The sequence below is a fragment of the Saccharopolyspora gloriosae genome (assembly GCF_022828475.1).
Taxonomy (GTDB): Bacteria; Actinomycetota; Actinomycetes; order Mycobacteriales; family Pseudonocardiaceae; genus Saccharopolyspora_C; species Saccharopolyspora_C gloriosae_A.
On record NZ_CP059557.1, the window covers coordinates 5,192,612 to 5,219,545 of the forward strand.

At 69.9% G+C, this 26,934-nt stretch carries 22 protein-coding genes and 1 pseudogene; 4 read left to right on the forward strand and 19 right to left on the reverse strand.

What is annotated here, in order from left to right:
* Positions 1-328: 328 nt before the first annotated feature.
* The 8 genes from H2Q94_RS22635 to H2Q94_RS22670 all read right to left on the reverse strand — a co-directional run bounded on the left by H2Q94_RS22635 (position 329) and on the right by H2Q94_RS22670 (position 8,972).
* Positions 329-1,144, reverse strand: a complete 816-nt coding sequence (locus tag H2Q94_RS22635) for a carbohydrate ABC transporter permease (RefSeq protein WP_243789198.1) — start codon at positions 1,142-1,144, stop codon at positions 329-331.
* Positions 1,141-2,064, reverse strand: a complete 924-nt coding sequence (locus H2Q94_RS22640; protein ID WP_397545371.1) for a carbohydrate ABC transporter permease — start codon at positions 2,062-2,064, stop codon at positions 1,141-1,143. The genes H2Q94_RS22635 and H2Q94_RS22640 overlap by 4 nt, the downstream gene beginning before the upstream one ends.
* A complete protein-coding gene (locus tag H2Q94_RS22645; RefSeq protein WP_243789199.1) occupies positions 2,061-3,416 on the reverse strand; it encodes an ABC transporter substrate-binding protein in 1,356 nt (451 codons plus the stop codon). The genes H2Q94_RS22640 and H2Q94_RS22645 overlap by 4 nt, the downstream gene beginning before the upstream one ends.
* Positions 3,417-3,438: 22 nt before the next feature.
* Positions 3,439-4,200, reverse strand: a complete 762-nt coding sequence (locus H2Q94_RS22650; RefSeq protein WP_243789200.1) for a DeoR/GlpR family DNA-binding transcription regulator — start codon at positions 4,198-4,200, stop codon at positions 3,439-3,441.
* 631 nt (positions 4,201-4,831) lie between these two features.
* Positions 4,832-6,217 (reverse strand): class II 3-deoxy-7-phosphoheptulonate synthase, encoded by a 1,386-nt coding sequence (locus H2Q94_RS22655; protein ID WP_243789201.1) that lies wholly within the window; start codon positions 6,215-6,217, stop codon positions 4,832-4,834.
* 178 nt (positions 6,218-6,395) lie between these two features.
* Entirely contained in the window at positions 6,396-7,433 is a 1,038-nt protein-coding gene (locus tag H2Q94_RS22660; protein ID WP_243789202.1) for a 6-phosphofructokinase, read from the reverse strand.
* A 190-nt stretch (positions 7,434-7,623) separates the two neighbouring features.
* Positions 7,624-8,124, reverse strand: a complete 501-nt coding sequence (locus H2Q94_RS22665; RefSeq protein WP_243789203.1) for a polyadenylate-specific 3'-exoribonuclease AS — start codon at positions 8,122-8,124, stop codon at positions 7,624-7,626.
* Between the two features lie 80 nt (positions 8,125-8,204).
* A complete protein-coding gene (locus H2Q94_RS22670) occupies positions 8,205-8,972 on the reverse strand; it encodes a lysophospholipid acyltransferase family protein (RefSeq protein WP_243789204.1) in 768 nt (255 codons plus the stop codon).
* A gap of 174 nt (positions 8,973-9,146) precedes the next feature.
* On the opposite strand from H2Q94_RS22670, the gene H2Q94_RS22675 reads away from it, so the two are divergent.
* Positions 9,147-9,914 carry an alpha/beta hydrolase gene (locus H2Q94_RS22675; RefSeq protein ID WP_243789205.1) on the forward strand — a complete coding sequence of 256 codons (768 nt, stop codon included), beginning with the start codon at positions 9,147-9,149 and terminating at the stop codon, positions 9,912-9,914.
* Positions 9,911-10,351 (forward strand): DUF308 domain-containing protein, encoded by a 441-nt coding sequence (locus H2Q94_RS22680; RefSeq protein ID WP_243789206.1) that lies wholly within the window; start codon positions 9,911-9,913, stop codon positions 10,349-10,351. Before H2Q94_RS22675 ends, H2Q94_RS22680 begins: the two co-directional genes overlap by 4 nt.
* A 30-nt stretch (positions 10,352-10,381) precedes the next feature.
* On the opposite strand, the gene H2Q94_RS22685 is transcribed toward H2Q94_RS22680, so the two are convergent.
* The 5 genes from H2Q94_RS22685 to H2Q94_RS22705 all read right to left on the reverse strand — a co-directional run bounded on the left by H2Q94_RS22685 (position 10,382) and on the right by H2Q94_RS22705 (position 14,686).
* Entirely contained in the window at positions 10,382-11,347 is a 966-nt protein-coding gene (locus H2Q94_RS22685) for an ROK family protein (protein WP_243789207.1), read from the reverse strand.
* Positions 11,341-11,904 (reverse strand): hypothetical protein, encoded by a 564-nt coding sequence (locus tag H2Q94_RS22690; RefSeq protein WP_243789208.1) that lies wholly within the window; start codon positions 11,902-11,904, stop codon positions 11,341-11,343. Before H2Q94_RS22690 ends, H2Q94_RS22685 begins: the two co-directional genes overlap by 7 nt.
* A gap of 29 nt (positions 11,905-11,933) precedes the next feature.
* On the reverse strand, positions 11,934-13,166 hold the full coding sequence (locus H2Q94_RS22695) for an ArsA family ATPase (RefSeq protein ID WP_243789209.1): 1,233 nt from the start codon (positions 13,164-13,166) through the stop codon (positions 11,934-11,936).
* A gap of 192 nt (positions 13,167-13,358) precedes the next feature.
* A complete protein-coding gene (locus H2Q94_RS22700) occupies positions 13,359-13,799 on the reverse strand; it encodes an SRPBCC family protein (RefSeq protein WP_243789210.1) in 441 nt (146 codons plus the stop codon).
* 98 nt (positions 13,800-13,897) lie between these two features.
* Positions 13,898-14,686: a metallophosphoesterase family protein gene (locus H2Q94_RS22705; protein WP_243789211.1), complete on the reverse strand. Its 789-nt coding sequence runs from the start codon at positions 14,684-14,686 to the stop codon at positions 13,898-13,900.
* Between the two features lie 294 nt (positions 14,687-14,980).
* Between H2Q94_RS22705 and H2Q94_RS22710 the strand changes: the two genes are divergently transcribed.
* The gene (locus H2Q94_RS22710) at positions 14,981-16,783 is read left to right on the forward strand and encodes an AMP-dependent synthetase/ligase (RefSeq protein ID WP_243789212.1); all 1,803 of its coding nucleotides are present in this window, start codon (positions 14,981-14,983) and stop codon (positions 16,781-16,783) included.
* A 175-nt stretch (positions 16,784-16,958) separates the two neighbouring features.
* Here the strand turns inward: H2Q94_RS22710 and H2Q94_RS22715 are convergent, their stop codons facing one another.
* The 3 genes from H2Q94_RS22715 to H2Q94_RS22725 all read right to left on the reverse strand — a co-directional run bounded on the left by H2Q94_RS22715 (position 16,959) and on the right by H2Q94_RS22725 (position 21,230).
* Positions 16,959-18,215, reverse strand: coding sequence for a basic secretory family protein (locus H2Q94_RS22715; protein ID WP_243789213.1), 1,257 nt, complete (start codon positions 18,213-18,215; stop codon positions 16,959-16,961).
* A 143-nt stretch (positions 18,216-18,358) separates the two neighbouring features.
* Positions 18,359-19,411 carry a C40 family peptidase gene (locus H2Q94_RS22720; protein WP_243789214.1) on the reverse strand — a complete coding sequence of 351 codons (1,053 nt, stop codon included), beginning with the start codon at positions 19,409-19,411 and terminating at the stop codon, positions 18,359-18,361.
* Between the two features lie 475 nt (positions 19,412-19,886).
* Positions 19,887-21,230, reverse strand: coding sequence for an NYN domain-containing protein (locus H2Q94_RS22725; RefSeq protein WP_397545373.1), 1,344 nt, complete (start codon positions 21,228-21,230; stop codon positions 19,887-19,889).
* A gap of 125 nt (positions 21,231-21,355) precedes the next feature.
* On the opposite strand from H2Q94_RS22725, the gene H2Q94_RS22730 reads away from it, so the two are divergent.
* Positions 21,356-23,080 (forward strand): DEDD exonuclease domain-containing protein, encoded by a 1,725-nt coding sequence (locus tag H2Q94_RS22730; protein WP_243789215.1) that lies wholly within the window; start codon positions 21,356-21,358, stop codon positions 23,078-23,080.
* Between the two features lie 233 nt (positions 23,081-23,313).
* Here the strand turns inward: H2Q94_RS22730 and qcrB are convergent, their stop codons facing one another.
* The 3 genes and pseudogenes from qcrB to qcrC all read right to left on the reverse strand — a co-directional run bounded on the left by qcrB (position 23,314) and on the right by qcrC (position 26,934).
* Complete coding sequence (gene qcrB, locus H2Q94_RS22735; protein WP_309501066.1) at positions 23,314-24,978, reverse strand: cytochrome bc1 complex cytochrome b subunit; 1,665 nt, start codon at positions 24,976-24,978, stop codon at positions 23,314-23,316.
* The gene (qcrA, locus tag H2Q94_RS22740; protein ID WP_243789216.1) at positions 24,975-26,135 is read right to left on the reverse strand and encodes a cytochrome bc1 complex Rieske iron-sulfur subunit; all 1,161 of its coding nucleotides are present in this window, start codon (positions 26,133-26,135) and stop codon (positions 24,975-24,977) included. Before qcrA ends, qcrB begins: the two co-directional genes overlap by 4 nt.
* A pseudogene (gene qcrC / locus H2Q94_RS22745) lies at positions 26,132-26,934 on the reverse strand (cytochrome bc1 complex diheme cytochrome c subunit). The gene qcrA and the pseudogene qcrC overlap by 4 nt, the downstream one beginning before the upstream one ends.

Consider the following 26,934-nt stretch of genomic DNA (forward strand, 5'->3'; position numbering starts at 1 on the left):
TTCCTCTCGCCTCTCCCCAAGCGGACGCGTCGCGCCCAGCTCATTGCAAGCCGCCACCGGGTGCGCGGTGAGTTCCACCGCGACCGCGGGTGCCGACGTGAGGTGATCGCTCGGCCGCCCACCTGGGCGGGCGGCCGAAACCGTCACCTCGACCAGATCTCCCGGACGTCACACGCCCGGGGACCGGTGGTCATGGGAGAGCGGGCCGGTGGCGCTGGGGCCACCCGGCCCGCTCCGTCGCGGCCGCCGACGGCGAGCACCGCCGCGTCGATCGGTGTCGCCATCCGGCGGCCACGTCTTCACTCAAGGCCCGAACGAGCCGGACCGATCACTTCAAGGCACCCATGGACAGGCCGCGCACCAGCTGGCGCTGCGCGATCCAGCCGACGATGACCACCGGCAGCACCGCCAGCGTCGCCGCCGCCGACAACCGCGCCCAGTACAGGCCCTCGCTGGTGATGAAGCCGACCAGGAACACCGGCACCGTCGGCCCGTTGATCGCCGTCAGGTTCACCGCGAAGAAGAACTCGTTCCAGGCGAAGATCGCGCAGATCAGCGCGGTCGCGGCGATGCCGGGAGCCACCATCGGCAGCAGCACCTTGGTGAGCTCCGTGCGCAGCCCGGCACCGTCGATCTTCGCCGCCTCCAGCACCTCCGCGGGCACTTCCTGGAAGAACGAGCGCATCATCCAGACGGCGATGGGCAGGTTCATGCCGGTGTAGAGCAGCACCAGCGCCCACACGTTGTCCAACAGGTTGATCTGCTGCGCCGCCACGAAGATCGGCACGATCGCCGCGACGACCGGCAGCATCTTGGTGGAGATGAAGAAGAACAGCGCGTCCTTGGTGCCCTTGACCGGCCGAATGGACAGCGCGTAGGCCGCCGGAACGGCCAGCGCCACCACCAGCAGGCAGGACACCACGGTCGCGATCAGCGAGTTGGCCAGGTACGGCCCGAGCCCGCCGTCGAAGACCAGCTTGTACTGGTCCAGCGTCGGCTTGAACACGAACGTCGGGGTGTCGGTGTAGGCGTCGGCTTCCTGCTTGAACGACGTGAGCACCATCCAGAACACCGGGAACACGAACATGATCCCGAGCGCCCAGGCGATGATCGTCAGTGCGGTCCCTCCCGCGCGGCGCTTCATTCCGAAACCTCCTTGCCGGAAATGGCGGTGAAGATCGCGCGCAACGCGAAGGTGGCCACGATGATGGTCAGGATCACGACCACGACACCGAGCGCGGCCGCCTGGCCGACGTCGAAGCCCTGGAAGACCCGCTGGTACAGGTAGAACGGCAGGTTGGTGGTGGCGATCCCCGGACCGCCCTGGGTCATCATGAAGATCTCGTCGAAGGTGTTCACGACGTAGATGGAGCCCAGCAGCCCCGCGAGCTGGATGTAGCGGCGCAGGAACGGCAGCGTCATGAAGCGGAACGTCTGCCAGTTGCTCGCGCCGTCCATCCGGGCAGCTTCGAGGATGTCCCGCGGCTGGCTCTGCAAACCGGCCAGGATGATCAGCATCATGAACGGCGTCCAGCGCCAGACCAGCGCGGCCAGCACCGAGGCCATCGGGTACTCGCCGACCCAGTCGATGCCGCCGAGCCCGATCGGGCCGAGCACGGCGTCCACCAGCCCGTAGGTCGGGTCGAGCATGCTCGTCTTCCACAGCAGCGCGGAGGCGACCGGCATGATCAGGAACGGGGTGATGAGCATGGTGCGCACCACGCCGCGCCCGAAGAACGGCCGGTCCAGCAGCAGCGCGAGCCCGAGGCCGAACACCAGCGCCACCAGCACGCATCCGACGGTGACGATCACCGTGTTCAGCGCGGCGGTGTAGAACTCGCTGTCGGTGAACACGTCGACGTAGTTCGACAGCCCGGTGAAGCCCCACGAACCGGGGTTGAGCAGGTTCCACGAGTGCAACGAGTAGAAGATCGTCGCGAGGAACGGGGCCTGCGTGATGATGATCGTGAAGATCAACGCGGGCAGCAACGGCCCCCGGCGGGACCACTTCTCCTTGCGACTGAGGGTGGCTCCCTTGGCCGCGGTCATCTCAGCAGTGGTCATGGCCGGTAGTTCTCCCCCACTGTCTCGGCGTACTGCTGCGCCTGCTCCAACGCTTCGTCGACGGTCTTGGCCCCGGAGATGGCAGCGGACATCTGCTGGCTCACTCGGGTGCCGAGGTCGACGAACTCGGGGATGCGCACGAACTGCAACCCCTCGTAGGGCGTGGGCTGGGAACTCGGCCTGGTCTGGTCCACGCGGCTGATGCCGTGCAGGGTCTGCTGGCCGAAGGCCGCGGCGGCCTTCTTGTACTCCGGCATCTCGTAGGTGGACCGGCGGCTACCGGGCGGCAGGTTCTGCCAGCCGAGGTTCTCACCGACGGTCCGCAGGTAGTTCTTCGACGTGGACCAGGCGATGAAGTCCCAGGCGTCGTCGGACATCTCGGTCGTCTTCGGGACCGCGAGCGCCCAGGTGTAGAGCCAGCTCGCCGGCTTGCCGCCGGGGCCGGTGGGAGCGTTCGCGTAGCCGACCTTGCCGGAGACGTTGCTCTCCTTCGGGTCCTCCAAGGTGCCCGCCGAGGACGTCGAGTCGAACATCATCGCCGCGTTGCCCTGGCCGAATTCGGTGAGGCATTCGCTGAAGCCACTGCTGGACGCGCCCGGCTCGCCGTGCTCGCGCACCAGGTCGACGTAGAAGTTCGCTGCCTCGCGCACCTCCGGGGAGGTGAGCTGCGCGTTCCACTGCGGGTCGAACCAACGGCCGCCGAAAGAGTTGATCATGGTGTTGAGCGGGGCCATCACCTCGCCCCACCCGGGCAGCCCGCGCAGGCAGATGCCCGCCCGGCCGTTGGCGTCGTCATCGAGCTTCGCGGCCATGTCCGCCACCTGCTGCCACGTCGGGTTCTCCGGCATCGTCAACCCGGCCTGCTGGAACAGGTCCTTGCGGTAGTTCAACAGCGCAGTCTCGCCGTAGAACGGGGCCGCGTGCATGTGCCCCTGGTACGACAGCGAATCCCGGATGGACGGAATGAAGTCGTCCTTGTCGTAGCCCGGAGTCGCGGTCATCCTCGGATCCAGGTCGTGCAGCCAGCCGTTGGCCGCCCAGATCGGAGTCTCGTAGTTGCTGACCATCACCACGTCGAACTGGCCGCTACCGGTGGCCACCGACTGGGTGATCTTGTCCCGCGCCTGGTTCTCCGGCAGCGAGATGAACCGCACCCGCACGTCCGGATGCTGCTTCTCGAACTCCCCGGCGAGTTCCTGCATGTCCTCCATCTGCGGGTTGGACACCACCGCCACCCGCAGCACCCGGCGCCCGTCGCCGGAACCGATCGCCCCCGCTCCCGCACAACTCGCGGTGAGCAGCACCGCCGCCATCATGGCGACCAGCGACCACCATTTCCTGCCGAAATTCATCGGCATCCCTTTCTGCCGTTGCTCACGCTCGCACCACCTGCGGGCCGATCGCCTCGATGTCCTCGGCGATGCCCTGGTCCAGCCCGGTGTCGGTGACCAGCACGTCGACCTCGGAGAGTTCGCCGTACCGGTGCAGCGAGACCGGGCCGATCTTGCTGTGGTCCGCGAGCAGGACCCGTCGTCGCGCCCCGCGCAACATCAGTGTTTTGATCTCCGCAGAGTTCTGATCCGGAGTGGTCAGGCCCCGATGCAGGGAAATCCCATCGGTGCCCAGAAATGCGACGTCGGCGAACACTTCGCGCCATCGCTGCGCGGCCCAGGATCCGACGCCGCCGTTGGTGGTCACACGCACCCGTCCGCCGGGGGTGAGCACGGACAGGTTGGGCCGAGCCGCCAACGAGACGGCGATGCTCAAACTGTCGGTGATCACGGTCAGCGGACGGTCGGCGGGCAGCAGTTCGGCGAACCGGGCACACGTGGTCCCGGACTCGATGAGGATGGCTCCCTCGGCGGGCACTTCACCGAGTGCGGCCCGCGCGATGCGGGTCTTCTCGGCGACCATCACGTTCTCCCTGGCGGAGAGCTGCGGATCGAAGCTCCACCGCTCCACCGGGATCGCACCTCCGTGCACGCGGTGCAGGAGTCCGTGCTCTTCGAGCACGGTCAGGTCCCGTCTGATCGTCTCCGGGGTCACCTGAAGCTCCCCCGCGAGTCCGGTCACGTCGACGCGGCCCTCCTGCCTCGCACGCTCGACGATGAGCTGCTGGCGTTCACGCGCGTACACCCAGGCGGCCTCCGGTCTCGACCCCGATTCCGATGCCCGAATCGGTCCGCTTTCATCTGACCGAGTTTGTTTATCTTGTGGCTACAGTCACCGTCAAGGGTGCATGACTAGCAATACGACCAGGTTCAGCGCGGACACCTCCGGTCCGCTTTCGGAGGGTGACCACAGAAACACACACGGAAACAAACCGACTCGGAAATGACCGCCGGATACCCCCGTCCGGCCCAGACGGCACGGCGAACGGAACCACCGCTCCTTCGGCCCCGCCTCTGCCCGCCGCGAATCGGGCGAACATCCCATTCCCGCAACGATGCACCCCGACGCACGACGGCGGGCCGGGGTGAAAGTCACCCCGGCCCGCCGGTATCCGCGTCGCGGCCGCCTTGATCTTCGTCGGCTCAGGCGTGCACTCGCGGTTTCGTTGTCCTCGTCCTAGCAGCGGCGAAGCAGGCGGTGCCCGGCTCGGCAAGCCGACCACCGGCGGTTCTCACGATTTCCCGAGGACAGCGGCACGGCCCCGGGATTTCGCCGTGCGCCGGACACGCATCAGGAATCGACACCGCAGCGAAGGAGCCGCGGAGGTTCCGCTACCCGGACACCTGCGCGAACGAGAACAACGACAGGCCCGCCATCAGCTGCGGAGCATCTCCGCGACCAAGAACGCGAGCTCCAGCGACTGCTGGGTGTTCAGTCGCGGGTCGCAGGCCGTCTCGTACCGGCCGGAGAGGTCGGTGTCGGAGATGTCCTGGGCGCCGCCGAGGCACTCGGTGACGTCCTCACCGGTCAGCTCGATGTGGATGCCGCCCGGGTGGGTTCCGAGCCGGTGGTGCACCTCGAAGAAGCCCTGCACCTCGTCGACGACGCGGTCGAAGTGCCGCGTCTTGTAACCGGTGCTGGCCTCGTGGGTGTTGCCGTGCATCGGGTCGCACTGCCACACCACCTGGTGCCCGGCGGCGGTGACCTTCTCCACGATCGGCGGCAGCAGGTCGCGCACCTTGCCGTTGCCCATCCGGCTGATCAGCGTGAGCCTGCCCGCTTCGCGGTTCGGGTCGAGCCGCTCCACGTACTCCACGGCCATCTCGGGCGTGGTCGACGGGCCGATCTTCAGGCCGATCGGGTTCGAGATCTGCTCGGCGAACGCGATGTGCGCGTGGTCGAGCTGGCGCGTGCGGTCCCCGATCCACAGGAAGTGGCCGGACAGGTCGTAGAGCCGCGGCGTGCCCTGCGAGGTGTCCAGCCGCAGCATGGCCCGCTCGTAGTCCAGGACCAGTGCCTCGTGGCTCGCGTACAGGTCGACCGCGTGCAGGCTGGAGTCGTCCACCCCGCAGGCCGCCATGAAGCGCAGGCCCCGGTCGATCTCCGCCGCCACCGACTCGTAGCGCTCCCCGGCGGGCGAGTTGAGCACGAAGTCCTTGTTCCAGTCGTGCACCTTCGCCAGCGCCGCCATGCCGCCGCTGGTCATCGCGCGGGACAGGTTCATCGCCGCACTCGCGTTGGCGTAGGCCCGGATCAGCCGGGACGGGTCGTGCTTGCGGGCCGCCTCGGTGGCGACCAGCGAGTTGACCATGTCGCCGCGGTAGCTGGGCAGGCCGAGCGCGTCGGTCGAGCTGGAGCGCGGCTTGGCGTACTGCCCGGCGAGCCTGCCGAGCTTGACGACCGGCATGCTCGCGCCGTAGGTGAGCACGACCGCCATCTGCAGCAGCGTGCGGATGTTGCCGCGGATGTGCGGCTCGGTGTTGTCCGCGAAGGTCTCCGCGCAGTCTCCGCCTTGCAGCAGAAACGCCTCACCGCGCGCGACCGCGGCGAGCTGCCCGCGCAGCCGGTCGACCTCGGAGGGGACGGTCACCGGCGGCACGCTCTCCAGCACCTTGCGGACCTTCGAGACCTGTTCCTCAGGCCACTCGGGCTGCTGTGCGGCGGGCAGCGTCAGCGCCTCGTCCAGGCGGGCGCGCATCTCAGGGGGCAGCGGAGGAAGTTCCGGCAGTTCATCAACCGGAACATCGACGGTCCAATTCACATTTGCCAGGATAGGCCGTGCTGGCCAGTGATTTTCAGCCGGGAGAGACGGAACGCACGTCGATCACCCGCAGCACGAATCGATTCACCCGCCGGCGGCACCCGCCGCCCGCGACGCGAACGCCGCCCGCTCCGGCGAGTTCCCGGAGGGGCGGCGGACGTCGGTCCTGGTCCGGGCGTCAGCCGAACAGGATCTCGGCTTCGGCGTAGCGGGACAGCGGGACCGTCTTGAGCTTCGCGGTGGCTTCCGCGAGCGAGACCCGCACGATGTCGGTGCCGCGCAGCGCGACCATCTTGCCGAACGCGCCCTCGCTCACCGCGTCCACGGCGTGCAGCCCGAACCTCGTCGCGAGCACCCGGTCGTAGGCGGTGGGCGTGCCGCCCCGCTGGGTGTGGCCCAGCACCACCGCGCGGGATTCCTTGCCGGTGCGCCGGGACAGCTCGTCGGCCAGCCAGGTGCCGACGCCGCCGAGCCGGACGTGGCCGAACGCGTCGGTCTCCCCCGTCTGCAGCACCTCTTCCCCGTCCTGCGGGATGGCGCCCTCGGCGACGACGATGATCGGCGCGTACTGCCGTTCGAAGCGCTGCCGCACCCAGTCGCAGACCTGGTCGACGCTGAACCGCTTCTCCGGCCCGAGGATCACGTTCGCACCGCCCGCCAGTCCGGCGTGCAGCGCGATCCACCCGGCGTGGCGGCCCATGACCTCCACGACCAGCGCCCGGTGGTGCGACTCGGCGGTGGTGCGCAGCCGGTCGATGGCCTCGGTGGCGATGTGCACCGCGGTGTCGAAGCCGAAGGTGTAGTCGGTGGCGTCGAGGTCGTTGTCGATCGTCTTCGGCACGCCCACGACGGGAACTCCGTCCTGGGTGAGCCGTTCGGCGACCCCGAGCGTGTCCTCGCCGCCGATCGCGATCAGCGCGTCCACTTCGTGCTCGGCGAGGGTGCGCTTGATCCGCTCGATGCCGTCGGGCTCCTTGTACGGGTTCGTGCGCGACGAGCCGAGGATCGTGCCGCCGCGGGCGAGGATGTCCTCCACCGCGTTCAGCCCGAGCGGCATCGTGTTGCCCTCCAACGGCCCTTGCCAGCCGTTGCGAAACCCGACGATCTCGTGCCCGTGCACCGCGATGCCCTTGCGCGTCACCGCGCGCAGCACCGCGTTCAGCCCGGGGCAGTCACCGCCTCCGGTCAACACCCCGATACGCGTTCCAGCCGGCATCGTCGCCGCCTCCCTTGATCCGTTCCACAGTGATCTGGATCTCGTGGGGAGCCTGTCACGGGCTGTATCGGTGCAGCAAGTACTCCGACCGGGCGACAAATCGGACGACGTGCCCACCCGGGCGATCGAAACGCCTGTTCAGCGGCGGATCACCCGGACAACGGCAACGGGGCCGAACGCCCCGCAACGATCACAGGGGGAAGCCGCGCTTGCGCTGCACGTCCTCGATGATCTTCCACCGGGTGAGGTTGTGGCGTGCGTCGGCGAGCGCGTCGTGGGCATTGGCCGGAGCGGACGGCAGCCGCGGCTTGCCGACGTCCTCCCAGCGCTGCCGCAGGTCCCTGGTGAACTTCGGGATCCGCGACGGCAACGCGGGCATCGCGCCCCACAACTGCGCCAGCGCCACGTGGTCGTAGGACGCCAGCCAGGCCCACAGCTCGATGTCCTGATCGCGTGCGGTCAAGAACTCGTAGAGGTCGTCGCGGATCCGGCCGCGGGAACGCCAGGACTTGTCCGCGGGCGGCGGCAGCTGCGGAAGCACGTTCCTGCGCACCCACTGCCCGGCTCGTGACTCGTCGAACTCGGTGGACACGGCGTAGAACTCCCGGCCTGTCTCGTCCACCACCCCGATCGACACCAGGTCGATGGTCTGACCGTCCTCGATGAATTCACAGTCGTAGAAGAACCGCACGGTTCCAGCGTAAAGAGCCCGTTTCCCGCCCAAGGCCCGCCCCGGTCTCGTCGGCCCGGGAAGCGGTGTGCTGCGTTCGTTCAGCCCGCTTGGGAGCGGGGAACGCGATCGGCTCCGCCGGACTCGTCGGGGCGGCTCTGGACGGTCCAGCCCGCGACGTGCTTGCCCTCGGCCGCCAGATCGTCCTTGGCCTTCGAGGCGTAGACGTCCACGTATTCCTGGCCGGAGAGTTCCATCAGCGCGTACATGATCTCGTCGGTGATGGAGCGCTCCACGAACCGGTCACCCGCCAGTCCTTCGTAGCGGGAGAAGTCCAGCGGTTCACCCACGATCACCTTGACCTTGTGCGGGTACCACATCTTGGAACCGATCGGATTGACCTTGTCGGTGCCGTACATCGCGATCGGGATCACCGGCACGTCGGCCTCCAGCGCCATCCGCGCCACGCCGGTCTTGCCCTTGTAGAGCCGGCCGTCGGGGGAACGAGTGCCCTCCGGGTACACGCCGAGCAGCTTGCCCTCCCGCAGCAGTCGCACTCCGGTGTCCAGCGCGGCCTGCGCGGCGGCGCCGCTGGAACGGTCGATCGGCACCTGGCCGACGCCGGAGAAGAAGTACTTCTGCAGCTTGCCCTTGAGCCCGGTGCCGGTGAAGTACTCGCGTTTGGCCAGGAACGTCACCCGCCGCGGCATCATCAGCGGCATGAAGAACGAGTCGGCGACCGCGACGTGATTGCTGACCAGAATCGCCGCACCGGATTCCGGCACGTGCTCGACGCCCTTGACCTGTGGACGGCAGAACAGCTTCATGAGCGGACCGAGCAAAATGCGCTTCATCACCCAGTACAGCACGCGTCGCTGCCTTTCTGAACACCCGGAATGCCTCGTTCAAGGTTACGGAGCCCGGTCACCGCGCACAATGCGACCCCGGTGAGATGGATCAGGCGGCTGGAGATCGCCCCGCGGAGCGTGCTCGCGTGCGACGATGAACGAGTAGCGGCGGAGTGATGCGGTAGGGAGGCTGCGGTGCCCGTTCTTCCCGGCGCCGAACCGTTCGTGCACGACGGGTCCGATGACATCGGTGTGCTGCTGTGCCACGGGTTCACCGGTACTCCGCAGAGCATGCGGGACTGGGGTGAACACCTCGCCGCCGACGGGATCACGGTGCGCTGTCCCCGGCTTCCCGGCCACGGCACGGATTGGCGGGACCTCAACCGCACCGGCTGGAACGAGTGGTACGCCGCCGTCGACCGGGCACTCGCGGAGCTGAGCGGACGGTGTCGCTCGGTGTTCGTGTTCGGCCAGTCCATGGGCGGCACGCTGACGCTGCGGCTCGCGCAGAACCACCCGGAGCTGTCCGGAATCGTGCTGGTGAACCCGTCGGTGACGACACTGCGCCGCGACGCGTTCCTGCTGCCCGCACTGTCCCGAGTCGTGCCGTCGATCGCCGGAGTGGCAGGCGACATCGCCAAACCCGGAGCCGTCGAAATCGGCTACGACCGCACGCCGCTGCGCGCGGCCGCGAGCCTGCAGCAGCTGTGGCGGGCGGTGCGCCGGGACCTGGGCCGGGTGCGGCAGCCGGTGCTGCTGATGCGCTCGGCGACCGATCACGTCGTCGAGCCCGTGAACTCCCGGATCGTGCTGGAAGGCATCCGAAGCGGCGACGTCACCGAGGTCGTCCTGCGGGACAGCTTCCACGTGGCGACCCTCGACCACGACGCGCCTGCGGTGTTCGCCGGTAGCGTCGAGTTCGTCCACCGGATCCACCGCGAGCGCGTCGAGGAACCAGCATGAGCACGCGTCATGAGAACGCCGATGGCCCCGAGGACATCGACGCGGCCTTCGCCGAGATCGTCGCCGGCCTGGAACGGGACGAGCCGATGGCGCGCTGGCCCGAGGAGACCACGCGCACCAGCTCCGACACCCCGCAACAACCGGCCGAGCCGGAGGTCGTCGAGTCGGCGCCGCGGGACTGGACGCCGCCCGCCGACGCCCCCGACGAGGGCCACTACGAGCCGCCGGAACCACCGCCGATGCCCAAGCCGACGGTCACGACCATCGGGGGCATCACCCTGGTCGTGCTCGGGATGACCCTGCTGCTCGTGCCAGGTCTGGTGGGTTTGGGCGCCACCGCCGCGCTGCCGATCGGCCTGGTCGCGGTGAGCTCCGGAATCGGTTGGCTCCTGTTCCGCATGCGCAAATCTCCACCGGACGACGGCGCCCAGCTCTGACCGGCTCCCCGGCTTCGGTGTCCGGGTGGTTCAGCGGCGCCCGGTGGTTCGCGCGGTGGCGTCGATGTGCTCCCTGGCGAGGGTGGCGGCTCCGATGATTCCTGCTTCGTCGCCGTGCTCGGCCACCGCGACCCGGGCGAGCGGGCGGTGTCCGGCGCCGGTGATCGCCGCGGCGTAGTGCCGGCGGGCCTCCGGCAGGAACAGGTGCGCCGAGCCGGACACACCGCCTGCGAGGACGACGACCTCGGGGTCGTAGACGTCCGCGACCAGGGCCAGTCCTTCGCCGAACCAGCGGGCGAGTTCGGCCACCGCGCGCAACGCCACCGGATCGCCCTGCTCGGCGGCCTGCGCGACCCGTTCACCGGTGATCTCGCCGGGATCTTTGGCCGCCTCCGCGGCCAGCGGGGACGACGAGTCCTCGGCGAGCATCTCCAGCGCCGTGGTGGCCAAAGCCGTCCCGCTGCAGTAGCGCTCCCAGCAGCCCCGCTTCCCGCAGGGGCAGGCCCGGCCGTCCGGGACGAGCCGCAGGTGCCCGAGTTCGGGAGCGACGCCGTGCGCGCCGCGGAACACGTCGCCGCCGAGCACCAGCGCGCCGCCGATGCCGGTGCCGAGCGCGACCAGCGCGGCGACCTTCGCTCCGGCGGCCGCGCCGAAGCGCTGCTCCGCGATCGCGGCGGCGTTCGCATCGTGTTCCAGGACCACCGGCAGGCCGACGCGGGCGGCGATGTTGTCGGCCACGGCCTCGTGCCGCCACGGCAGGTGCGGCGCGAACCGCACCACCCGCCGGTCCTCGCTGACGAATCCGGCGACGGCGAGCCCGACTCCCGCCACCGGGTACCGGTCGGCCAGGGACAGCACGGTGTCGGCGATCGCCGAGTCCAGTTCGGGACCGGTGCCCGCGGACGGCACCCGCAGCGTCTCCAGCACGGTGCCGTGCGGGTCGACGACACTGGCGCGCAGGCTGGTGCCGCCGATGTCGACCCCGACGGTCAGCACTCGGACTCCCCGCTCGCGGCGGCCCGGGCGCCGTCCGGAACGTGCGCGGCGGCGCGGCCGCGCACGCGGCGCACATCGATCCGCTGCACCTTCGGCGCGCCCGGTTCGGCGGCTCCGGGACCTCCCGGTTCGGCCGCGGGTTCGGCGTGCGGGCGGCGGTGCTCGGCGAGGGACTCCCGCAGCAGGTCGATCAGCCCCGCTAGCTGCTCGGTGAGCCGGGACGTCAGTTCCGGACGCTCGCCCCTGAGCAGGGTCGCGACCGCGCAGATCGGGCACCAGCCGCACGTGGTCGCCGAACCGGCCCGCTGCTCGTCAGAACGGCCCGCTTCAGGGCGTTCCGCCGACGAATGCTCGGCGTGCGCGGAATGCTCGGCTCCACCGACACCGCGCAGGTACTCCTCGGCCCGCCACGCGGCCGCGTCGAGCAGCAGGCGGAACTCCTCGGACACCCGATCCCGTCCGGTGTCGGCCGCGTCCCCATCGGGCGACTCCTCAGACGCTCCGCCACCGGCGGTCGCCGTACCCGTCCCTGCGGGATCGGGATGTTCACCTCGCATCTGGTCCACCACATCCACTGGTAGGGGCCTCATCGCATCCACTGCTCGGGATCCGGCCGGAACGAGACGACCAGTCCGTCGTCACCCGCCACCGCGCCGATCACGGTGCAGCGGCGCAGCACGGCGGGCAGCGCGATCAGCCGCCTCCTGCCGTCGACGGTGATCGCGAGCTCGTCACCGATCCGCGCCAGATCCACTTCGGCGTCGTCGTGCAGTGGCAACGCCAACCGCAACGTGTACTCCGAATCCAGCGATCGTCCACCACCGCCGAGCTCCATCGCGGGCGCGCTCGCACCGCCCGGCAGCGGATCGTCGGTGGCGTAGAGCTCGTCGCCGAGTTCCAGCAACGCCGCCGCACCGACCGGTTCCGCGGCGCGGTGCAGCACCGTGCGCAGCGGCAGTTCCGTGGCGGCCCGCATCGCGGCGAGCACCTCGTCCTGCTCCTTGCGGCGCGTCCGCATCCAGTTCGCCGCTTCCCCGCGCGCCGAACCCGGATGCGGTACCAGCCGGTTGACGACCAGCCCGTCCACTTTGATCTGCTGCAGCGCCAGCGCGGTCAGCGTGCGCCTGGTCTCGGCGGCCACCACCGCTTCCGGGGTGAGCACCAACCGGACTCCGGTGCCCGTGGACAGCAGCATGCTCCGCAACGCGCGCAACCGGTCCGCGAGCCTCCCCAGCGCGTCGGCCACCGCGTCCCAGCGGTCCACGTTCTCGCTGCCCGCCACCCCGGCCAGCAGACCGCGCACCATGCGGCGGTGCGTGGGGAACAGCCGCTCCAGGTAGCCGGACAGCGACTCGGGCAGCGCCAGCAGCCGCAGGGTCTCGGCGGTGGGACCGCAGTCGACGATCACGGTGTCCCACAGGCCGCTCTCGGCGAGCCGGTGCACCTCGGCCAGCGCCAGGAGGTCCTCGACGCCGGGCAGCAGGGTCAGCTCCGCGGCGTCGAGTTCGCTGATCCCCGCGCCGAGCAGCATCGTGCGCAGGTGTTCGCGCAGCTCCGTCCACGCCTCGTCGAGCAGCCCGAGGGTCTGCACCTCCGCCGCGTGCAGCCGGGCGAGCCTGCCGGATCCCGGGTCGCTGCGGAGCTCGACCTCGCGGGGCTCGCCGGTCAGCGCGGCGCCGAAGGCGTCGCCGAGGGAGTGCGCCGGGTCGGTGGAGACCGCCAGGACCTTCTCACCGCGCTCGGCCGAGCGCGCGGCGGTCGCGGCGGCAAGGGTCGTCTTGCCGACGCCGCCTTTTCCGGTGAACAAGAGGATGCGCAAGGGCGGTCTCTGGGGGATCGGGAACGGGGCTGCATTGATCATGGCTGATCAGCGCCGGGATTGCGGGGACGCCGCACCCGGATCGAGGGAATCCGGGGTCTCCTGTTCGGTACTGGAACCGTGTTGCCACCGCGTTGCGGGCGAGTATGTCCGCGGACGCCGCCCTCGAACCGGCCGCGGGCGGGGCCGGGCTCAGGCTTCGGGTTCGACCCGGCGCTTGAGCTCTTTGAGCGCGGTGTTCATGATCATTTTTTCGGCCTTGCGCTTGAACATGCCGATCATCGGGATCGCCAGGTCCACCGCCAGGCTGTAGGTCACCTCGGTGCCGTCGTCCTGCGGGCGGAGCCGGTAGCTGCCCTGCTGCGCCTTCTGCACCTGGCCCTCGGACAAGGTCCAGCTCACCGAAAGCCCGTCCGCGGCCCACTCGTAGACGTTGACGTAGGTGTCCTTGACGACTCCCGCGTCGAGCACAAAACGCACCTTCTCGGCCTGGCCCGCCTCGGTCGTGGAGAGCACCTCGGTCTCCTTGACCGCCTCCGCCCACTCCGGATAGCTGGCGAAGTCCGAGATCACCGCCATGATCTCGGCCGGGGTTGCCTGGATCACGATGGAGTGCGTGGACTGATCGACCATGCCGCGCAGATTACAGGGCGGCGCCCACCCTCGGCGCGACCGGCGGGCGAGTGTTATCGCACTCCACCATTCGTGATCTTCATCGGTGCGGGTGCTCGTCACCACCGCAGCACGTAGGGGCGTTCGGTGCGCTTGAAATGCCCGACGTTGACGCACTCGGTACGCCCGATGCGGACCCGCTGCGCCAGCGGCTGGTGCACGTGCCCGAACAGCGACCATCGCGGCCGGTCCTGGTGAATGCGCTCCAGCAGCGCCGCGGAGCCGTGCTCGGGGCGGCGGGCGATGACGTCGTAGACGAGTTCCGGGACGGCCGGCGGCAGGTGCGTGCACAGCACGTCCACCGGGTCGAGGTCGGCGACGGCGGCGTTGTACTCGTCCTCCGGCCGCAGGTACGGCACCCACGCGGCGTCCTTGCGCAGCACCCCGCCCGGCGACAGCACGGTGCCGCCGACGAATCCGAACCGCAGGCCGCCGATCTCGACGCTGCGGCCGTCGACGAAGTGCACGCCGTCGCGGGCGAACTCCGGCCACAGGTCGGGTTCGTCCACGTTGCCCGCGATCGCGTAGGTGGGGGCGCTCATCGCGGCGAACAGCGTCGCGTACTGCTCGCGGACGGCTTCGCGCACGACCTGCTTCGGATCGTCCAGCGACGCCCACAGCGATCGCGCGTAGGCGCCGATCTCGGAACCGCGGTGGCCGCGGCGGAGCTCGGCGAAGTGCGCGACCTTCTCGGCTCCGAACACCGCGCCCAGGATGCCGCGGCCGTGTTCGTGATAATCGACGAAGTCGATCAGGTCGCCGAGCACGAGCAGCGCGTCGGCGCCGTCGCCTGCCCTTTTCAAGGCCTCGGCGTTGCCATGGACATCGGACACCACGTGCACGCGCACGACTACTCCTCACCACAAATCTGCCAGGCGAATACCGGACCCCGTGGCGGGCCGCGGAAGGTCTCCTCGATGGCGTCGATCGCGGGCATACGCGACAGCCTGCCATGATCCTCGCCACCGGCGGAAACGAGTCCGCCGGGCACCGGTGCGCCGCCGGTCCCGGCGTGGCAGGCTGCGGGCGAGCGGTACGAAACGAGCCGAATCAGTTTCGTAACTAATAACTCGGGACTACCGCTCGGTAACTATCAGCGTTAGGTTGTGCGCACATTTCGTGTTCCATCGGAGGTTTTCAAGGTGCGAGAGTTCAGCGTCCCTGCCACTGAGGCCGTGGCCGAAGACGAGAACCTTACCGACATGGTGTGGGCCAACGCGGAACGTTTCGGTGGCACCGTGAGCTTCCGGCGCCGGATCAACGGCACCTGGGTCGACGTCACGGCCGCCGAATTCGCCACGCAGGTCCTGGCCGTGTCGAAGGGGATCATCGCCGCCGGGCTGCAGCACGGCGACCGAATCGGCCTGATGTCGCGGACCCGCTACGAGTGGACGCTGCTCGACTTCGCCATCTGGGCCGCAGGCTGCGTCACGGTCCCGATCTACGAGACGTCCGCGGCCGACCAGGCCGAATGGATCCTCACCGACTCCGGGGCACGCGCCGTCTTCGTCGAGACCTCGGCCCACCGCGCCGAACTCGACAGCGTGGTCGCCGGACTCCCCGACGTCGCCCACATCTGGCAGATCGACGGCGAAGCCGGAGCCGCCGACGCCGTCGAGGAGCTGACCAAGCTCGGCGCCGACGTGAGCGACCAGACCGCCCACGAGCGCCGCCGCGAAGTCCGCGCCGACGAGCTCGCCACGCTCATCTACACCTCGGGCACCACCGGCCGCCCCAAGGGCTGCGAGCTCAGCCACCGCAACCTGCTGGCCGAAGTCCGCGGCGACGTGAGCGTGTTCCCGCAGCTGCTGCGGCAGGGCAACTCGATGCTGATGTTCCTGCCGATGGCGCACGTGCTGGCCCGCGCCATCGCCACCGCCTGCGTCTACTCGCGCACCACGCTCGGCCACACCGGCGACGTGAAGGAACTGGTCAGCGACCTCGGCTCGTTCCGCCCGACGCTGATCCTCGCCGTGCCGCGGGTGTTCGAGAAGGTCTACAACACCGCGAAGCAGAAGGCCCACGGCGACGGCAAGGGCCGGATCTTCGACGCCGCTGAGGACACCGCAGTGGCCTACAGCCAGGCGCTCGACGCCGGCGGCCCCGGCTTGGGCCTGCGCGCCAAGCACTTCGTGTTCAACAAGCTCGTCTACGGCAAGCTGCGCGCCGCGCTGGGCGGCCGCTGCCTGGGCGCGGTCTCCGGCGGAGCGCCGCTGGGCGACCGGCTCGCGCACTTCTACCGCGGCGTCGGCGTACCGGTGCTGGAGGGCTACGGGCTCACCGAGACCACGGCCGCGGCGGCCGTCAACGTCGAAGAGGGCTTCAAGATCGGAACCGTGGGCAAGCCGATCCCCGGCACCAGCATCAAGATCGCCGAAGACGGCGAAGTGCTGGTCAAGGGCGACGTGGTGTTCCGCAGGTACTGGAACAACGAGACCGCCACGAAGGACTCGCTGCAGGACGGCTGGTTCCACACCGGCGACCTCGGCTCCCTCGACGACGAGGGCTACCTGCGGATCACCGGCCGCAAGAAGGAGATCATCGTCACGGCGGGCGGCAAGAACGTCGCCCCGGCGGTGCTGGAGGACCACCTGCGGGCGCACCCGCTGATCAGCCAGTGCATGGTCGTCGGCGACAAGAAGCCGTTCATCGGCGCGCTGGTCACCCTCGACCCCGAGTTCCTTCCCGCCTGGCTGAGCAACCACAACCGCTCCGCCGACACGCCGGTGACCGAACTCGTCGACGACCCCGAGGTGCACGCGGACGTGCAGTCGGCGATCGACGAGGCCAACAAGGCGGTCTCCCGCGCCGAGGCGATCAAGAAGTTCCGCATCCTGCCCAAGGACTTCACCGAGGCCACCGGCGAGATGACTCCGAGCATGAAGCTCAAGCGCAACAAGGTCGCGGAAAACCACGCCCAGGACATCGAAGCCATCTACACCTGATCTTCGTTCCTCGGATGACCTGATGTCCGGGTAGCGGAGCCTCGTGGCTTCGCCGCTGACGAGACGCGGATCAACAGATCAACAGCGGACTCCGCGAGAGCTGCCGAGCTCCTCGTTCGACGCGACGCCGGAAGCCCGTGGTGATTCGATCACCACGGGCTTTCGCGCGTCCGGGTCAGCGGAAGCGGTCGTGGAGCTCGGTTCGCCAGGATTCGACCAGTTCGGCCGTGGACAGCCCGGCGAGCTCGCGCAGTGCCGAGTCCACTTCGGACGGCGTGCCCGCCGAGGCGATGCGGCGGTACAGCTCGACGGTCTTCGGCTCCCCCACCCGCCGCACCAGGTGCTCGACCAGCGACCACGACCGCTGGTAAGCCGCGTCCAGGCCGTGGCCGGACGTGTGGAAGTCCTGATCATCGGGCGGCCCCTCCGGCAGCTCACCGGTGCGGACCTGGCGTGCCAGGTCCGGCGCGATCCGCTCCGGCGACAAGCCGCTGCCGCGGTAGCCGACGTAGTCGGCGAATCCCTCCAGCAGCCACATCGGCGCACCGTCGGCGGTGTCGGCCCGCGCCGCCACGTGCGTCATCTCGTGGCGCAGCACCACGCGCAGCGAGGTGTCCGAGAGCCGGTCCGCCGTCGCGGTGTTGAACACGACGCGGGGGCCTTCGACGTGCCGCGAGGCGATGTTCACCTCGTCGGCGACCGCGACGGCGGCGATGCCGTCCACCGCGAACTCGGCTCCCACCAGCTCCCGCAGCTCCTCCTGGGAGCGCGGCAACAGCACGCCCACCTGGCGCCGCCAGTCCGGCCCCCACACGTCGGTCACGGCGGCCACCGCCGAATCGAGCTCGCCCGCCAGCCGATCCGCCAGCTCCTCGGTGCCGTCGTGCCCGATGATCACGCCGTGCGGGGTGATCCGCACCCGGCACGGCCCGAAGTCCCACGGGCCGCGCCACTCCTGACCGCGGGCGCGGGCGTCGTCGCTGACGAACCAGCGCCCGTCGCGCCGGGTGAAGGCGAACCCCATCGGGCGTTCGGTGGGCACCGCGTCCACTCCGGCGAGCGCGTAGCGCAGCACCACGTCGGGATTCGCCGAGCGCACGGAAGCATCGGAGCCGGCCCGGACCTCGTAGTCCCACTCCGCCAGCGGCACCTCGGCCAGGTTGTGGAACAGCTCCCGCTGCCTGCGTTGGAAGTCCGCCGGAGCCGCCGGATCGAGCGAGGCGGTGAACGCCGTCTCATTCCGCGTGAGAACCGCCCGGGCGCGGTCCCGGAGTACCGCCTCCCATTCCTGCTCCACGGTCGCCACGGAGGCGTTCTGGAGCCCGGAAACGGGTGTGGGCGGAGCCTGCGCGGGAAACGGGACGAACGCGCCCACGGCCAATGCGGCCGCGGCGGCGACCGCCGCAGGCCACCCCCTCGAAGCCCCAGGCACGAGCCGGATCGTAGGTCGGGCCGCCGCGCGCGGCTCGTCGCGAGCGGCGGCCGGTCACCCACACGCGGCGAGGGCCGCCGTCCACTGGGGACGACGGCCCTCGCCGTACGAACGATCCCCGCCGTGTCGGCGGGATCCTGCTGTCAGCCGACGACGCGGCGCATCGAGGAGACGCTCGCGATGTCGTCGTAGTCGTCGACCTTCACCACGTCGCCCTCGGTGGGCGCGTGCACGGCCTTGCCGTTGCCCACGTACATGGACACGTGGCTGACCGGGCTGTAGTAGAAGATCAGGTCACCCGGCTGGAGCTGGCTCGCCGAGATGCTCTTGCCCTCGGTGACCTGGGACTTGGTCGAGCCGCCGATGCTCACGCCCGCCTGCTTGTAGGCCCACTGCATCAGGCCGGAGCAGTCGAAGGTGCTCGGACCCTTGGCGCCGTAGACGTAGGACGAGCCCTGCTTGCTCAGCGCGGCGGTGACCGCTTCGGCGGCCGAACCGGTGCCGCCGGGCGACTGGTAGTTCGTGTCGCCGCCACCGGTCAGTGAGTCCTGGTCCTCCGCGCTCAGCTCGGCGTAGTGCTCCTTGACCTTGGCCACTTGGGCGTCCATGTCGGCCTTCTTCTTGCCGATCTCGCCCTGGATGCGGGCGGCGTCGGCTTCGGCCTGGGCGGCACGGTTGCGAGCGTCCTCGGCGCGCTTGGTCGCGTCCTCGGCCTGGTGCACGGCTGCGGACAACTGCTTGATCGCGTCGTTGTTGTCCTTGGCCAGCACGTCCAGCGCCGAGGCGCGGTCCAGGAAGTCGTTCGGGGATTCGCTGACCAGCAGCGCGGACAGCTTGTTCAGCCGGGCGCCCTGGTAGGAGGCGGTGGTCAGCTGGTCGACCTGGCCGCGGAAGCGCTCTTCCTCGGCTCTGGCCTGGTTGGCGACCTGCTCGGCCTGGTCCGCCTCTGCGGTGGACCGGTCGAGCTCCGCCTTCTTGGCCGCGTGGTCGTCCTCGGCCTTCTTGTACTCCTCGGTGACGGCTTCGGCCTGGTGCGAGAGTTCCCGCACCTGCTTGGCCGCGTCCGAGGCGTTGTCGGGGAGGTTGGGGTCTGCGATCGCCGGCGCGGAGGTCATGCTGACGGCGGTGAGTACCGCCGAAGCCGCCAGCGCTCCGCGCATCGTGCGCTTCAATCGGTGCGACGCCACGTCGCGCATAGCTCCTTCGTTGTCGGCCGCCTACCGAGTACGCAAGAGGTGCTCCAGGGCGACCCGGACTCCGGGCGCGGCTGCGCGCCCGCACACCCCACGGGGGCAGGTTCCCGGTTCGGCTCCCCGACTAGCCGATTCGGCGGCGCTTCGCGGAGGACCCGGAGTGGGTCGCTGATCGCCGCGAAGACGCGGTAAGGCTACGAAAGGTGAAGCGTGACGTCCAGAAGCGGGGGGGTAATTCTTCTGAACACTCCGCAATAGCACAATGGGATTATCTTCATGCGCAGAGCGTGACCGATCTTGCGGGGTCCTGACCAGCGCCTCCCCGAATCCGCCACCGATGCCGCATCCGGAGCGCGCGCGGAACGATCTCCCTATGAGATCCACCACCTGCGGACGGGCGAGCGGCCACGCCGAGCTCGTGCGCAGTGATCGGACCGCGAGCGGCGGGCACCTCCGAACCGGCCGCCGAGCCGTCGGCTCACACCCGGTTGAGCCGATCCAGCAGCACCGCCGAAGCGACCGCGTAGGCACCGCCGTGCCGCACCGAGGTCACGACCGCCCGGTCCGACGTCGCCACCACCAGCTGCCTGCCCTGCGGCTCCGCGCTCACCAGCGACCGGATCACATCATCGGCGATCACCCCGGGATCGCTGAACAGCACCCGCACCCCGCGCGGCCCGGCGGTGGGGACGGCGAGCACGTCGGCGCCGTCGAACACCACGGTCACCTCCGCGCCGGTGCGCGCCGCCAGCGCCGCCAGCTGGTGCGCCAGGCGGTTGCGCTGATCGGCCAACGGCAGGTCCGGATAGCCCGTCTTGGTCACGTTGTAGCCGTCGACGATCAGGTGCACCGCGGGCAGCGCGAGCAGCCGGTCCAGCGCCGACGCGTCCGCCACCTGGCCCGTGACGCCGGAATCGGTGCGCACCCGCTGCACCACGTCCGCCGGGCGCGGCCCGTGCCCGCCCGCTCGCAGTTCCCGGCGCAGCCCGCCGAGCGCGCCCTCCATGGTCTCCAGCAGCAGCGAGATCCGGACCTCGTCGCCCTGACGGGCCTCCCTGGCCGATTGCCGGGCCACTTCCGTTTCGGCGGCGGCCCGCTGGGCGCGTTCGCGTTCCTCCTGCGCCTTCGCCTGCTCGCGGTCCCGCTGGGCGCGCAGATCCGCCACCTCCGCCTCGACCAGCCGGTGCGCCTCGGCGAGCTCCGCGCGGGCGGCCTGCGCGTCGTCCTTGGCGTCGCGCAGGCGCTGGCCCTGTTCCCGCAGCCGCTTGCGCAACCGGTCGGCCTCGGTGCCGGATTCGTCGCCCGCCTGCTCCTGCGCGCGCCGCGCCTCGGCGAGCTCGCGCTGCAACCGTTCGGCGTCACCGGTCAACCGCTGCGCCCGGGCCAGCGCGGAATCCCGCTCGCCGCGCAACCTCCCCTGCTCCACGCGGAACGCGACGAGCTCCAAGTAGTGCGCCGTGTTCGGCTCCCCCAGCAGGACTCCCGCCGCGGCGACCACCACCGGATCCGAGTTGACCGTGTCCAGGCCCTCAGGGCGGTTCTCGCGGCACCAATCGACGACCGCGGTGCGGAACACCGCCGAGTCCCGCAACGCCGCGATCAGCGGCCCCTGGCCGAGCTTCGCCCGCTTGGCGGGCGCGAACCGCACCACGGGGCGCAGCGGCACGGGCACGTCGGAGGGACGCATGCTCGCCAGCGCCTCCGCGCCGAGCTCGGCGAGCCTGGCGCGCACCGGCACGGGCAGTTCCTCCGGGTCACCGGCCGGACAGGACTCGGAGACCTCGTCCGAAACGCCGTTCGGCGCCTGCCGCGGACTGTCCACAGCAGACTCTTCGGTGCGCGGGTCATCAGCACCCGACGTCGGCGGAACCACGGGACCAGGCTAGTCGGCCCCTTCCCGTTCACCCGATCCGGAGGTTGTCGGTGGCCGCCCGTAGCGTGCGCGCGATGACCGGGGCGCAGCTGACCTTCGACGAGATCAACGACGACCTCCCCCTGCACGAGGCGACGTTCGTCGTGGTCGACCTCGAGACCACCGGCGGCAGCGCGCAGCGGGACTCGGTGACCGAGATCGGCGCGGTGAAGGTCCGCGGCGGTGAAGTGCTCGGCGAGTTCAGCACCCTCGTCGACCCCGGGTGCGGCATTCCGCCGATGGTCGTGTCGATCACCGGGATCACCGACGCCATGGTGCACGGGGCGCCGCGCTTCGACTCGGTGCTGCCCGCGTTCCTGGAGTTCAGCCGGGACAGCGTGCTGGTCGCCCACAACGCCCCGTTCGACGTCGGCTTCCTGCGGGCGCACTGCGAACGACTCGAACTGACCTGGCCGAAACCGCAGGTGCTGTGCACCGCGAAGCTCGCCCGCCGCGTGCTGAGCCGGGACGAGACGCCGAACCACAAGCTCGGCACCCTGGCCCGCGTGCTGCACGCCCGCACCACCCCGGTGCACCGCGCCCTCGACGACGCCCGCGCCACCGTCGACGTGCTGCACGCGCTGCTGGAGCGCCTCGGCCCGCTGGGCGTGCGGACGGTACCCGAGCTGCTGGAGCACCTGCCGGACGTGACGCCGCAGCAACGGCGCAACCGCGGGCTGGCCGACGACCTGCCGAGCGCACCGGGCGTGTACCTGTTCCGCGGCCCGAACGACGAGGTCCTCTACGTCGGCACGGCCTCCGATCTGCGACGCCGGGTGCGGCAGTACTTCACCGCGGGGGAACGCCGCGGCCGGGTACGGGAGATGGCCGGGCTCGCGCAACGGGTGGATCACGTGGAGTGCGCGCATCCGCTGGAGGCCGAAGTGCGGGAGCTGCGGCTGCTCGGCGCGCACCAGCCGCGCTACAACCGCCGCTCGAAGTTCCCGAAGCGCACCTGGTGGGTCGTGCTCACCGAGGAGGCGTTCCCCCGGCTCTCGATCGTGCGCACCGCCCGCGATGGGGCGCTGGGGCCGTTCCGTTCTCGGACGGCGGCCGGTGAGGCGGTGGAGACCTTGCAGGCGGGCACGATGCTGCGCCGGTGCACCGATCGGATCCCCGCGCGGAACCCGCGGGGGCGGCCGTGCGCGGTGTACGAGCTGGGGCGCTGCGCGGCACCGTGCGCCGGCCACCAGAGCGTCGAGGAGTACGCGCCGCAGGTCGTCTCGGTGCGCGAAGTGATCTCCGGCGGTACCGCCCCGAACACCGGAGGCGGACTGCTGGAGCGGCTCAACACCGAACTCGACCGGCTCGCCGCGGAGCAGCGCTTCGAGGACGCCGCCGCGGCCCGCGACCGGCTCGCCGGGCTGGTGCGCGCGCTCGACCAGGCGCAGCGCTGGGCCGCGCTGGCCGCGGTGCCCGAGCTGGTGGCGGCCCGCCCGGACGGCGCGGGCGGCTGGCAGCTCGCCGTGGTGCGCCACGGCAGGCTCGCCGCCGCGGGAAACGCGCGACGCGGCGTGCCGCCGATGCCGATCGTGGACGCCCTCCAGGCCGCGGCCGAAACGGTGCTGCCCGAGCCCGGCCCGCTGCGCGGAGCCCCCGCCGACGAAGTGCGCGTCGTGCACCGCTGGCTCACCACCGGCGGCACCCGCCTGGTCCGCTGCGCGGTCCCGTGGTCGGAACCCGCAGGCTCAGCCGCTTCCTGGCGCACCTGGCTCGACCGCGCGACCCAGGCCCGAACCCCGTATCCCGCCGCCGACTGAGCCCTCGCCGCTGCGCCCCCATCCCCATCAGGTGAATGGCCCATTCGACCGACAGGACCGGGCGAAGGAGACATTGACCTGACCCCGCCGGTGAGGTGAACGGCCCGTTCGACCAGAGGGACCGGGCGAAGGAGCACTCACCTCACATGGGCGCCGGGGCGGCGAGCGGAGCTCACGACGCGGAGCGGCCCGGCACCCGCTGGGGTGCCGGGCCGCTCCGGGAACGATCAGGCTCACTCGGAAGGCTGCTGCGGCCTTCCGGAGACCAACTCGCGATCCTCCTGCGCCTCGTGCTCCAAGCGCTCGTTCTCCGCCTTGGCACGGTTGAGGGCCTCGGTCTCCTCGGCCGGGTCCGGCTTGAGCCAGCTGCCCTCGATCGGAGTGCCCGCGGCACCGAGCTTGTTCATCTTGCTCGGCACCGGCGCGCCCTGGTAGGGCAACTCCTCCGGGTGACCGTGCGAGTCCACCGGCCCGAGCGGCTGGTGCACCTCGATGAACTCACCATGCGGCAACCGCTTGATGATGCCGGTCTCCACGCCGTGCTCCAGCACCTCGCGGTCGGCCCGCTGCAGACCCAGGCAGATCCGGTAGGTGATGTAGTACGTGATCGGCGGCGCCAGCAGCAGCCCGATCCGGCCGGCCCACGTCATCGCGTTCAGCGAGATGTTCAGCTCGAACGCGACCACGTCGTTCATGCCGGAGATCATCAGCACCGCGAAGAAGGACAGCGCCATCATGCCGAGGCTCGTGCGTACCGGGTTGTCCCGCGGACGCTGCAGCAGGTTGTGGTGCGCGTTGTCCCCGCTGAGCTTCCGCTCGATCATCGGGTAGGCGATCAGCAGCGTGAACATGATGCCCATGCCGATCGCGCCGCAGAAGAACACCGGCGGCACCGTGTACGGCCCGAGGTAGAGCTCCCAGGCCGGCCAGATCCGCAGGATGCCGTCCGCCCACATCAGGTACCAGTCCGGCTGCGAGGCCGCCGAGACCTGCGAACCGAGGTACGGCCCGAGGTTCCAGATCGCGTTGATCTGGAACAACCCGCTCATCATCGCCAGGACGCCGGTGGTCAGCGCGAAGAACGCACCGCTCTTGAGCGCGAAGGTCGGCAGAATGCGAATGCCGACGACGTTGGTCTCCTTGCGCTTGGCGCCCGGGAACTGGGTGTGCTTCTGGTACCAGACCAGCGCCAAGTGCGCCGCGACCAGGCCCAGCATGATCCCCGGCAGCACCAGCACGTGCAGGATGTAGAGCCGCGGAATGATCTCCATGCCGGGGAATTCGCCGCCGAACAGCGCCCAGTGCATCCAGGTGCCCAGCACCGGGATCGACAGCACGATGCCGGACATGGTGGCGCGGACACCGGTACCGGAGAGCAGGTCGTCCGGCAGCGAGTAGCCGAAGAAGCCCTCGAACATGCCCAGGATCAGCAGCAGCGAGCCGATGACCCAGTTCCCCTCACGCGGGCGCCGGAACGCACCGGTGAAGAAGATCCGGAACATGTGGGCCATCATCCCGGCCACGAACAGCAGCGCCGCCCAGTGGTGCAGCTGCCGGATGAACAGACCGCCGCGCACCTCGAACGAGATGTCCAGGGTGCTCGCGAACGCCTTGGACATCTCGACGTCCTGCAGGTTCCGGAACACACCGTCGTAGGTGACCTCCTCCATGGAGGGGTCGAAGAACAGCGACAGGTAGATCCCGGTCAGGATCAGGATGATGAAGGTGTAGAGCGCGATCTCACCGAGCAGGAACGACCAGTGCGTCGGGAAGACCTTGTTGAGCTGGCGCCGGATGCCGGGCGCCATGTTGTAACGGCTGTCGGCCTCGTCGGCCGCAGTTGCCGCCTTCCGGTAGAGCTTGCTCTCCGGCTTGGTGGGCGTCGTGATCGAACTCATGAGTTTCGCTCCCAGTACGCTGGGCCGACCGGCTCGATGAAGTCGTGCTCGGCCACGAAATATCCCTCTTCGTCCACCGTGATCGGTAGTTGCGGCAGGGAACGGGTGGCCGGACCGAACACCGGCTTGGCGTATGTGTTGACCACGTCGAACTGCGATTGGTGGCAGGGGCAGAGCAGGCGGCCGGTCTGCTGCTCGAACAGCGAGGTCGGGCAGCCCACGTGGGTGCACACCTTCGAGTAAGCGTAGTAGTCGCCGTAGTTGAAGTCTTCCTGGCCCTTGCGCTTGACCGGAGCACTGCCCGGCCGCAGCCGGATCAGCATCACCGGGGCGTCGCTGCGGCGCAGCACCGAGGCGAGCTTGTGCTCGTCCTCGCGGTCGGACTCGCGGAACGGGAAGACCGTCTCGAAGCCGCCGGCGTCGATGTCCTCCGGGCGCAGCAGCGACACGTCGTGCGGGTCGCCGGTGTCACGCCGCAGGTAGATCTTCTCGTCGGTCTCCTTCATCCACGCCGTGTGCTTGAGGGAGTCGGGTCCGTCGGTGGCCCACGGGTCGCGGACGAAACCGCCGATGGCGATCACGCCGGTGCCCAGGCCCAGCGCGGCCCCGCCGAAGCCCAGCGTGCGACGGATCATGGAGCGCCGGGCGAAACCGCTGCGCACGCCGGTGTCGGCGAGGATCGCGGTCGTCGTCTGCTTGTCGACCTCTTCGGAACCGTGCCCGTCGTGGCGCTGCTGGACGGCGACCTCGTGCGGGATCAGCTTCTTGGCGTAGAGCACCACGCCCACACCCACCGCGAAGATCGACAGCCCCAGGAACAGGCCGATCAGCGGGGTGTAGAGGTTGTAGAGGAAGTACTCCCGGCCACCCTGCTGCGGGGTGACGTAGGCCCACGGCCAGAAGATGAACACCGCGATGAACGCGATCGCGGAGAAACCGGAGAGCGCGAACCACGCGGCGACCGACCGCTCGGCGCGGCGCTCGGCGCGGGTGTTCTCCACCGGGAACGGGTCCTGGTAGTGGATGAGCTCGACGTCGTCGAGCGCCAATCCCAGCCGCATCTTCTCGTCGCGGCTCATCTCGGCCAGTTCGGCCTCGGTGTAGTCCCGCTTGGGGCTTGCCTGCCCGTCTTCTCGCGGGGTGTCACTTGCACTCATGCCCTGGCTCCGATCCACAGGGTGATGCCGATCAGCGCGCCGAGTCCGACGACCCAGGCGATGACGCTCTCCGAAGCGGGGCCGAAGCCACCGGCCGAGCTGCCGCCGGGATTGTTGTTGTTGTCCGTCACGGACTTGACGTACGCGATGATGTCCTTCTTCTCCTCCGGCGTGAGCTGCCGGTCGGAGAACTTCGGCATGTTCTGCGGACCGGTGAGCATCGCCTCGTAGATCTGCTGCTCGCTGGCCGGGTCGAGGTGCGGCGCGAACTTGCCGGACGACATCGCGATGCCGCGGCCGGTGAAGTTGTGGCAGGAGGCGCAGTTGAGGCGGAACAGCTCACCGCCGCGCGCCGAGTCGCCCGTCGCGGCCGCACCGGCGGTGTCCGGGGATTCCGGGCCGCCGCCGTAGGTCTGCACGTAGGCGGACATCGCGTCGATCTCCTCGGGGGAGAACTTCGCGGGCTTGCGGATGGCCTGGGCTTCCTGGCGGACCATCGGCATGCGGCCGGAGGAGACCTGGAAGTGCACCGCGGCCTCGCCGACGCCGACCAGGCTCGGGCCGCGGTCCTTGACCCCGCCCAGGTTCGCGCCGTGGCAGCTGATGCACGCGTTGTTGTAGAGCTGCTCGCCCTGCCTGACCAGCGCCGGGTCCGCCGCGGCGTGCGCGGTCTGCGGCTCGGGGTCAGGACGGTGTACAGCCCGCCCGCGCCGACCAAGGCGATCCCGAGCGCGAGGACACCGGAGAGCCTGCGCCGGAACTTGGATCCCGCGCGGTTCCGTTTCTTGATGGTGGTCAT

What these genes read in the sequence shown, in the direction of transcription:
- H2Q94_RS22700 (WP_243789210.1), bottom strand. Translation starts at nt 13,799, where the DNA reads ATGGTCGATCAGTCCACGCACTCCATCGTGATCCAGGCAACCCCGGCC.
- H2Q94_RS22730 (WP_243789215.1), top strand. Translation starts at nt 21,356, where the DNA reads ATGACCGGGGCGCAGCTGACCTTCGACGAGATCAACGACGACCTCCCC.
- qcrB (WP_309501066.1), bottom strand. Translation starts at nt 24,978, where the DNA reads ATGAGTTCGATCACGACGCCCACCAAGCCGGAGAGCAAGCTCTACCGG.
- H2Q94_RS22720 (WP_243789214.1), bottom strand. Translation starts at nt 19,411, where the DNA reads ATGCGCGACGTGGCGTCGCACCGATTGAAGCGCACGATGCGCGGAGCG.
- H2Q94_RS22645 (WP_243789199.1), bottom strand. Translation starts at nt 3,416, where the DNA reads ATGAATTTCGGCAGGAAATGGTGGTCGCTGGTCGCCATGATGGCGGCG.
- H2Q94_RS22635 (WP_243789198.1), bottom strand. Translation starts at nt 1,144, where the DNA reads ATGAAGCGCCGCGCGGGAGGGACCGCACTGACGATCATCGCCTGGGCG.
- H2Q94_RS22680 (WP_243789206.1), top strand. Translation starts at nt 9,911, where the DNA reads ATGAGCACGCGTCATGAGAACGCCGATGGCCCCGAGGACATCGACGCG.
- H2Q94_RS22660 (WP_243789202.1), bottom strand. Translation starts at nt 7,433, where the DNA reads ATGCCGGCTGGAACGCGTATCGGGGTGTTGACCGGAGGCGGTGACTGC.
- H2Q94_RS22690 (WP_243789208.1), bottom strand. Translation starts at nt 11,904, where the DNA reads ATGCGAGGTGAACATCCCGATCCCGCAGGGACGGGTACGGCGACCGCC.
- H2Q94_RS22640 (WP_397545371.1), bottom strand. Translation starts at nt 2,064, where the DNA reads ATGACCACTGCTGAGATGACCGCGGCCAAGGGAGCCACCCTCAGTCGC.
- qcrA (WP_243789216.1), bottom strand. Translation starts at nt 26,135, where the DNA reads ATGAGTGCAAGTGACACCCCGCGAGAAGACGGGCAGGCAAGCCCCAAG.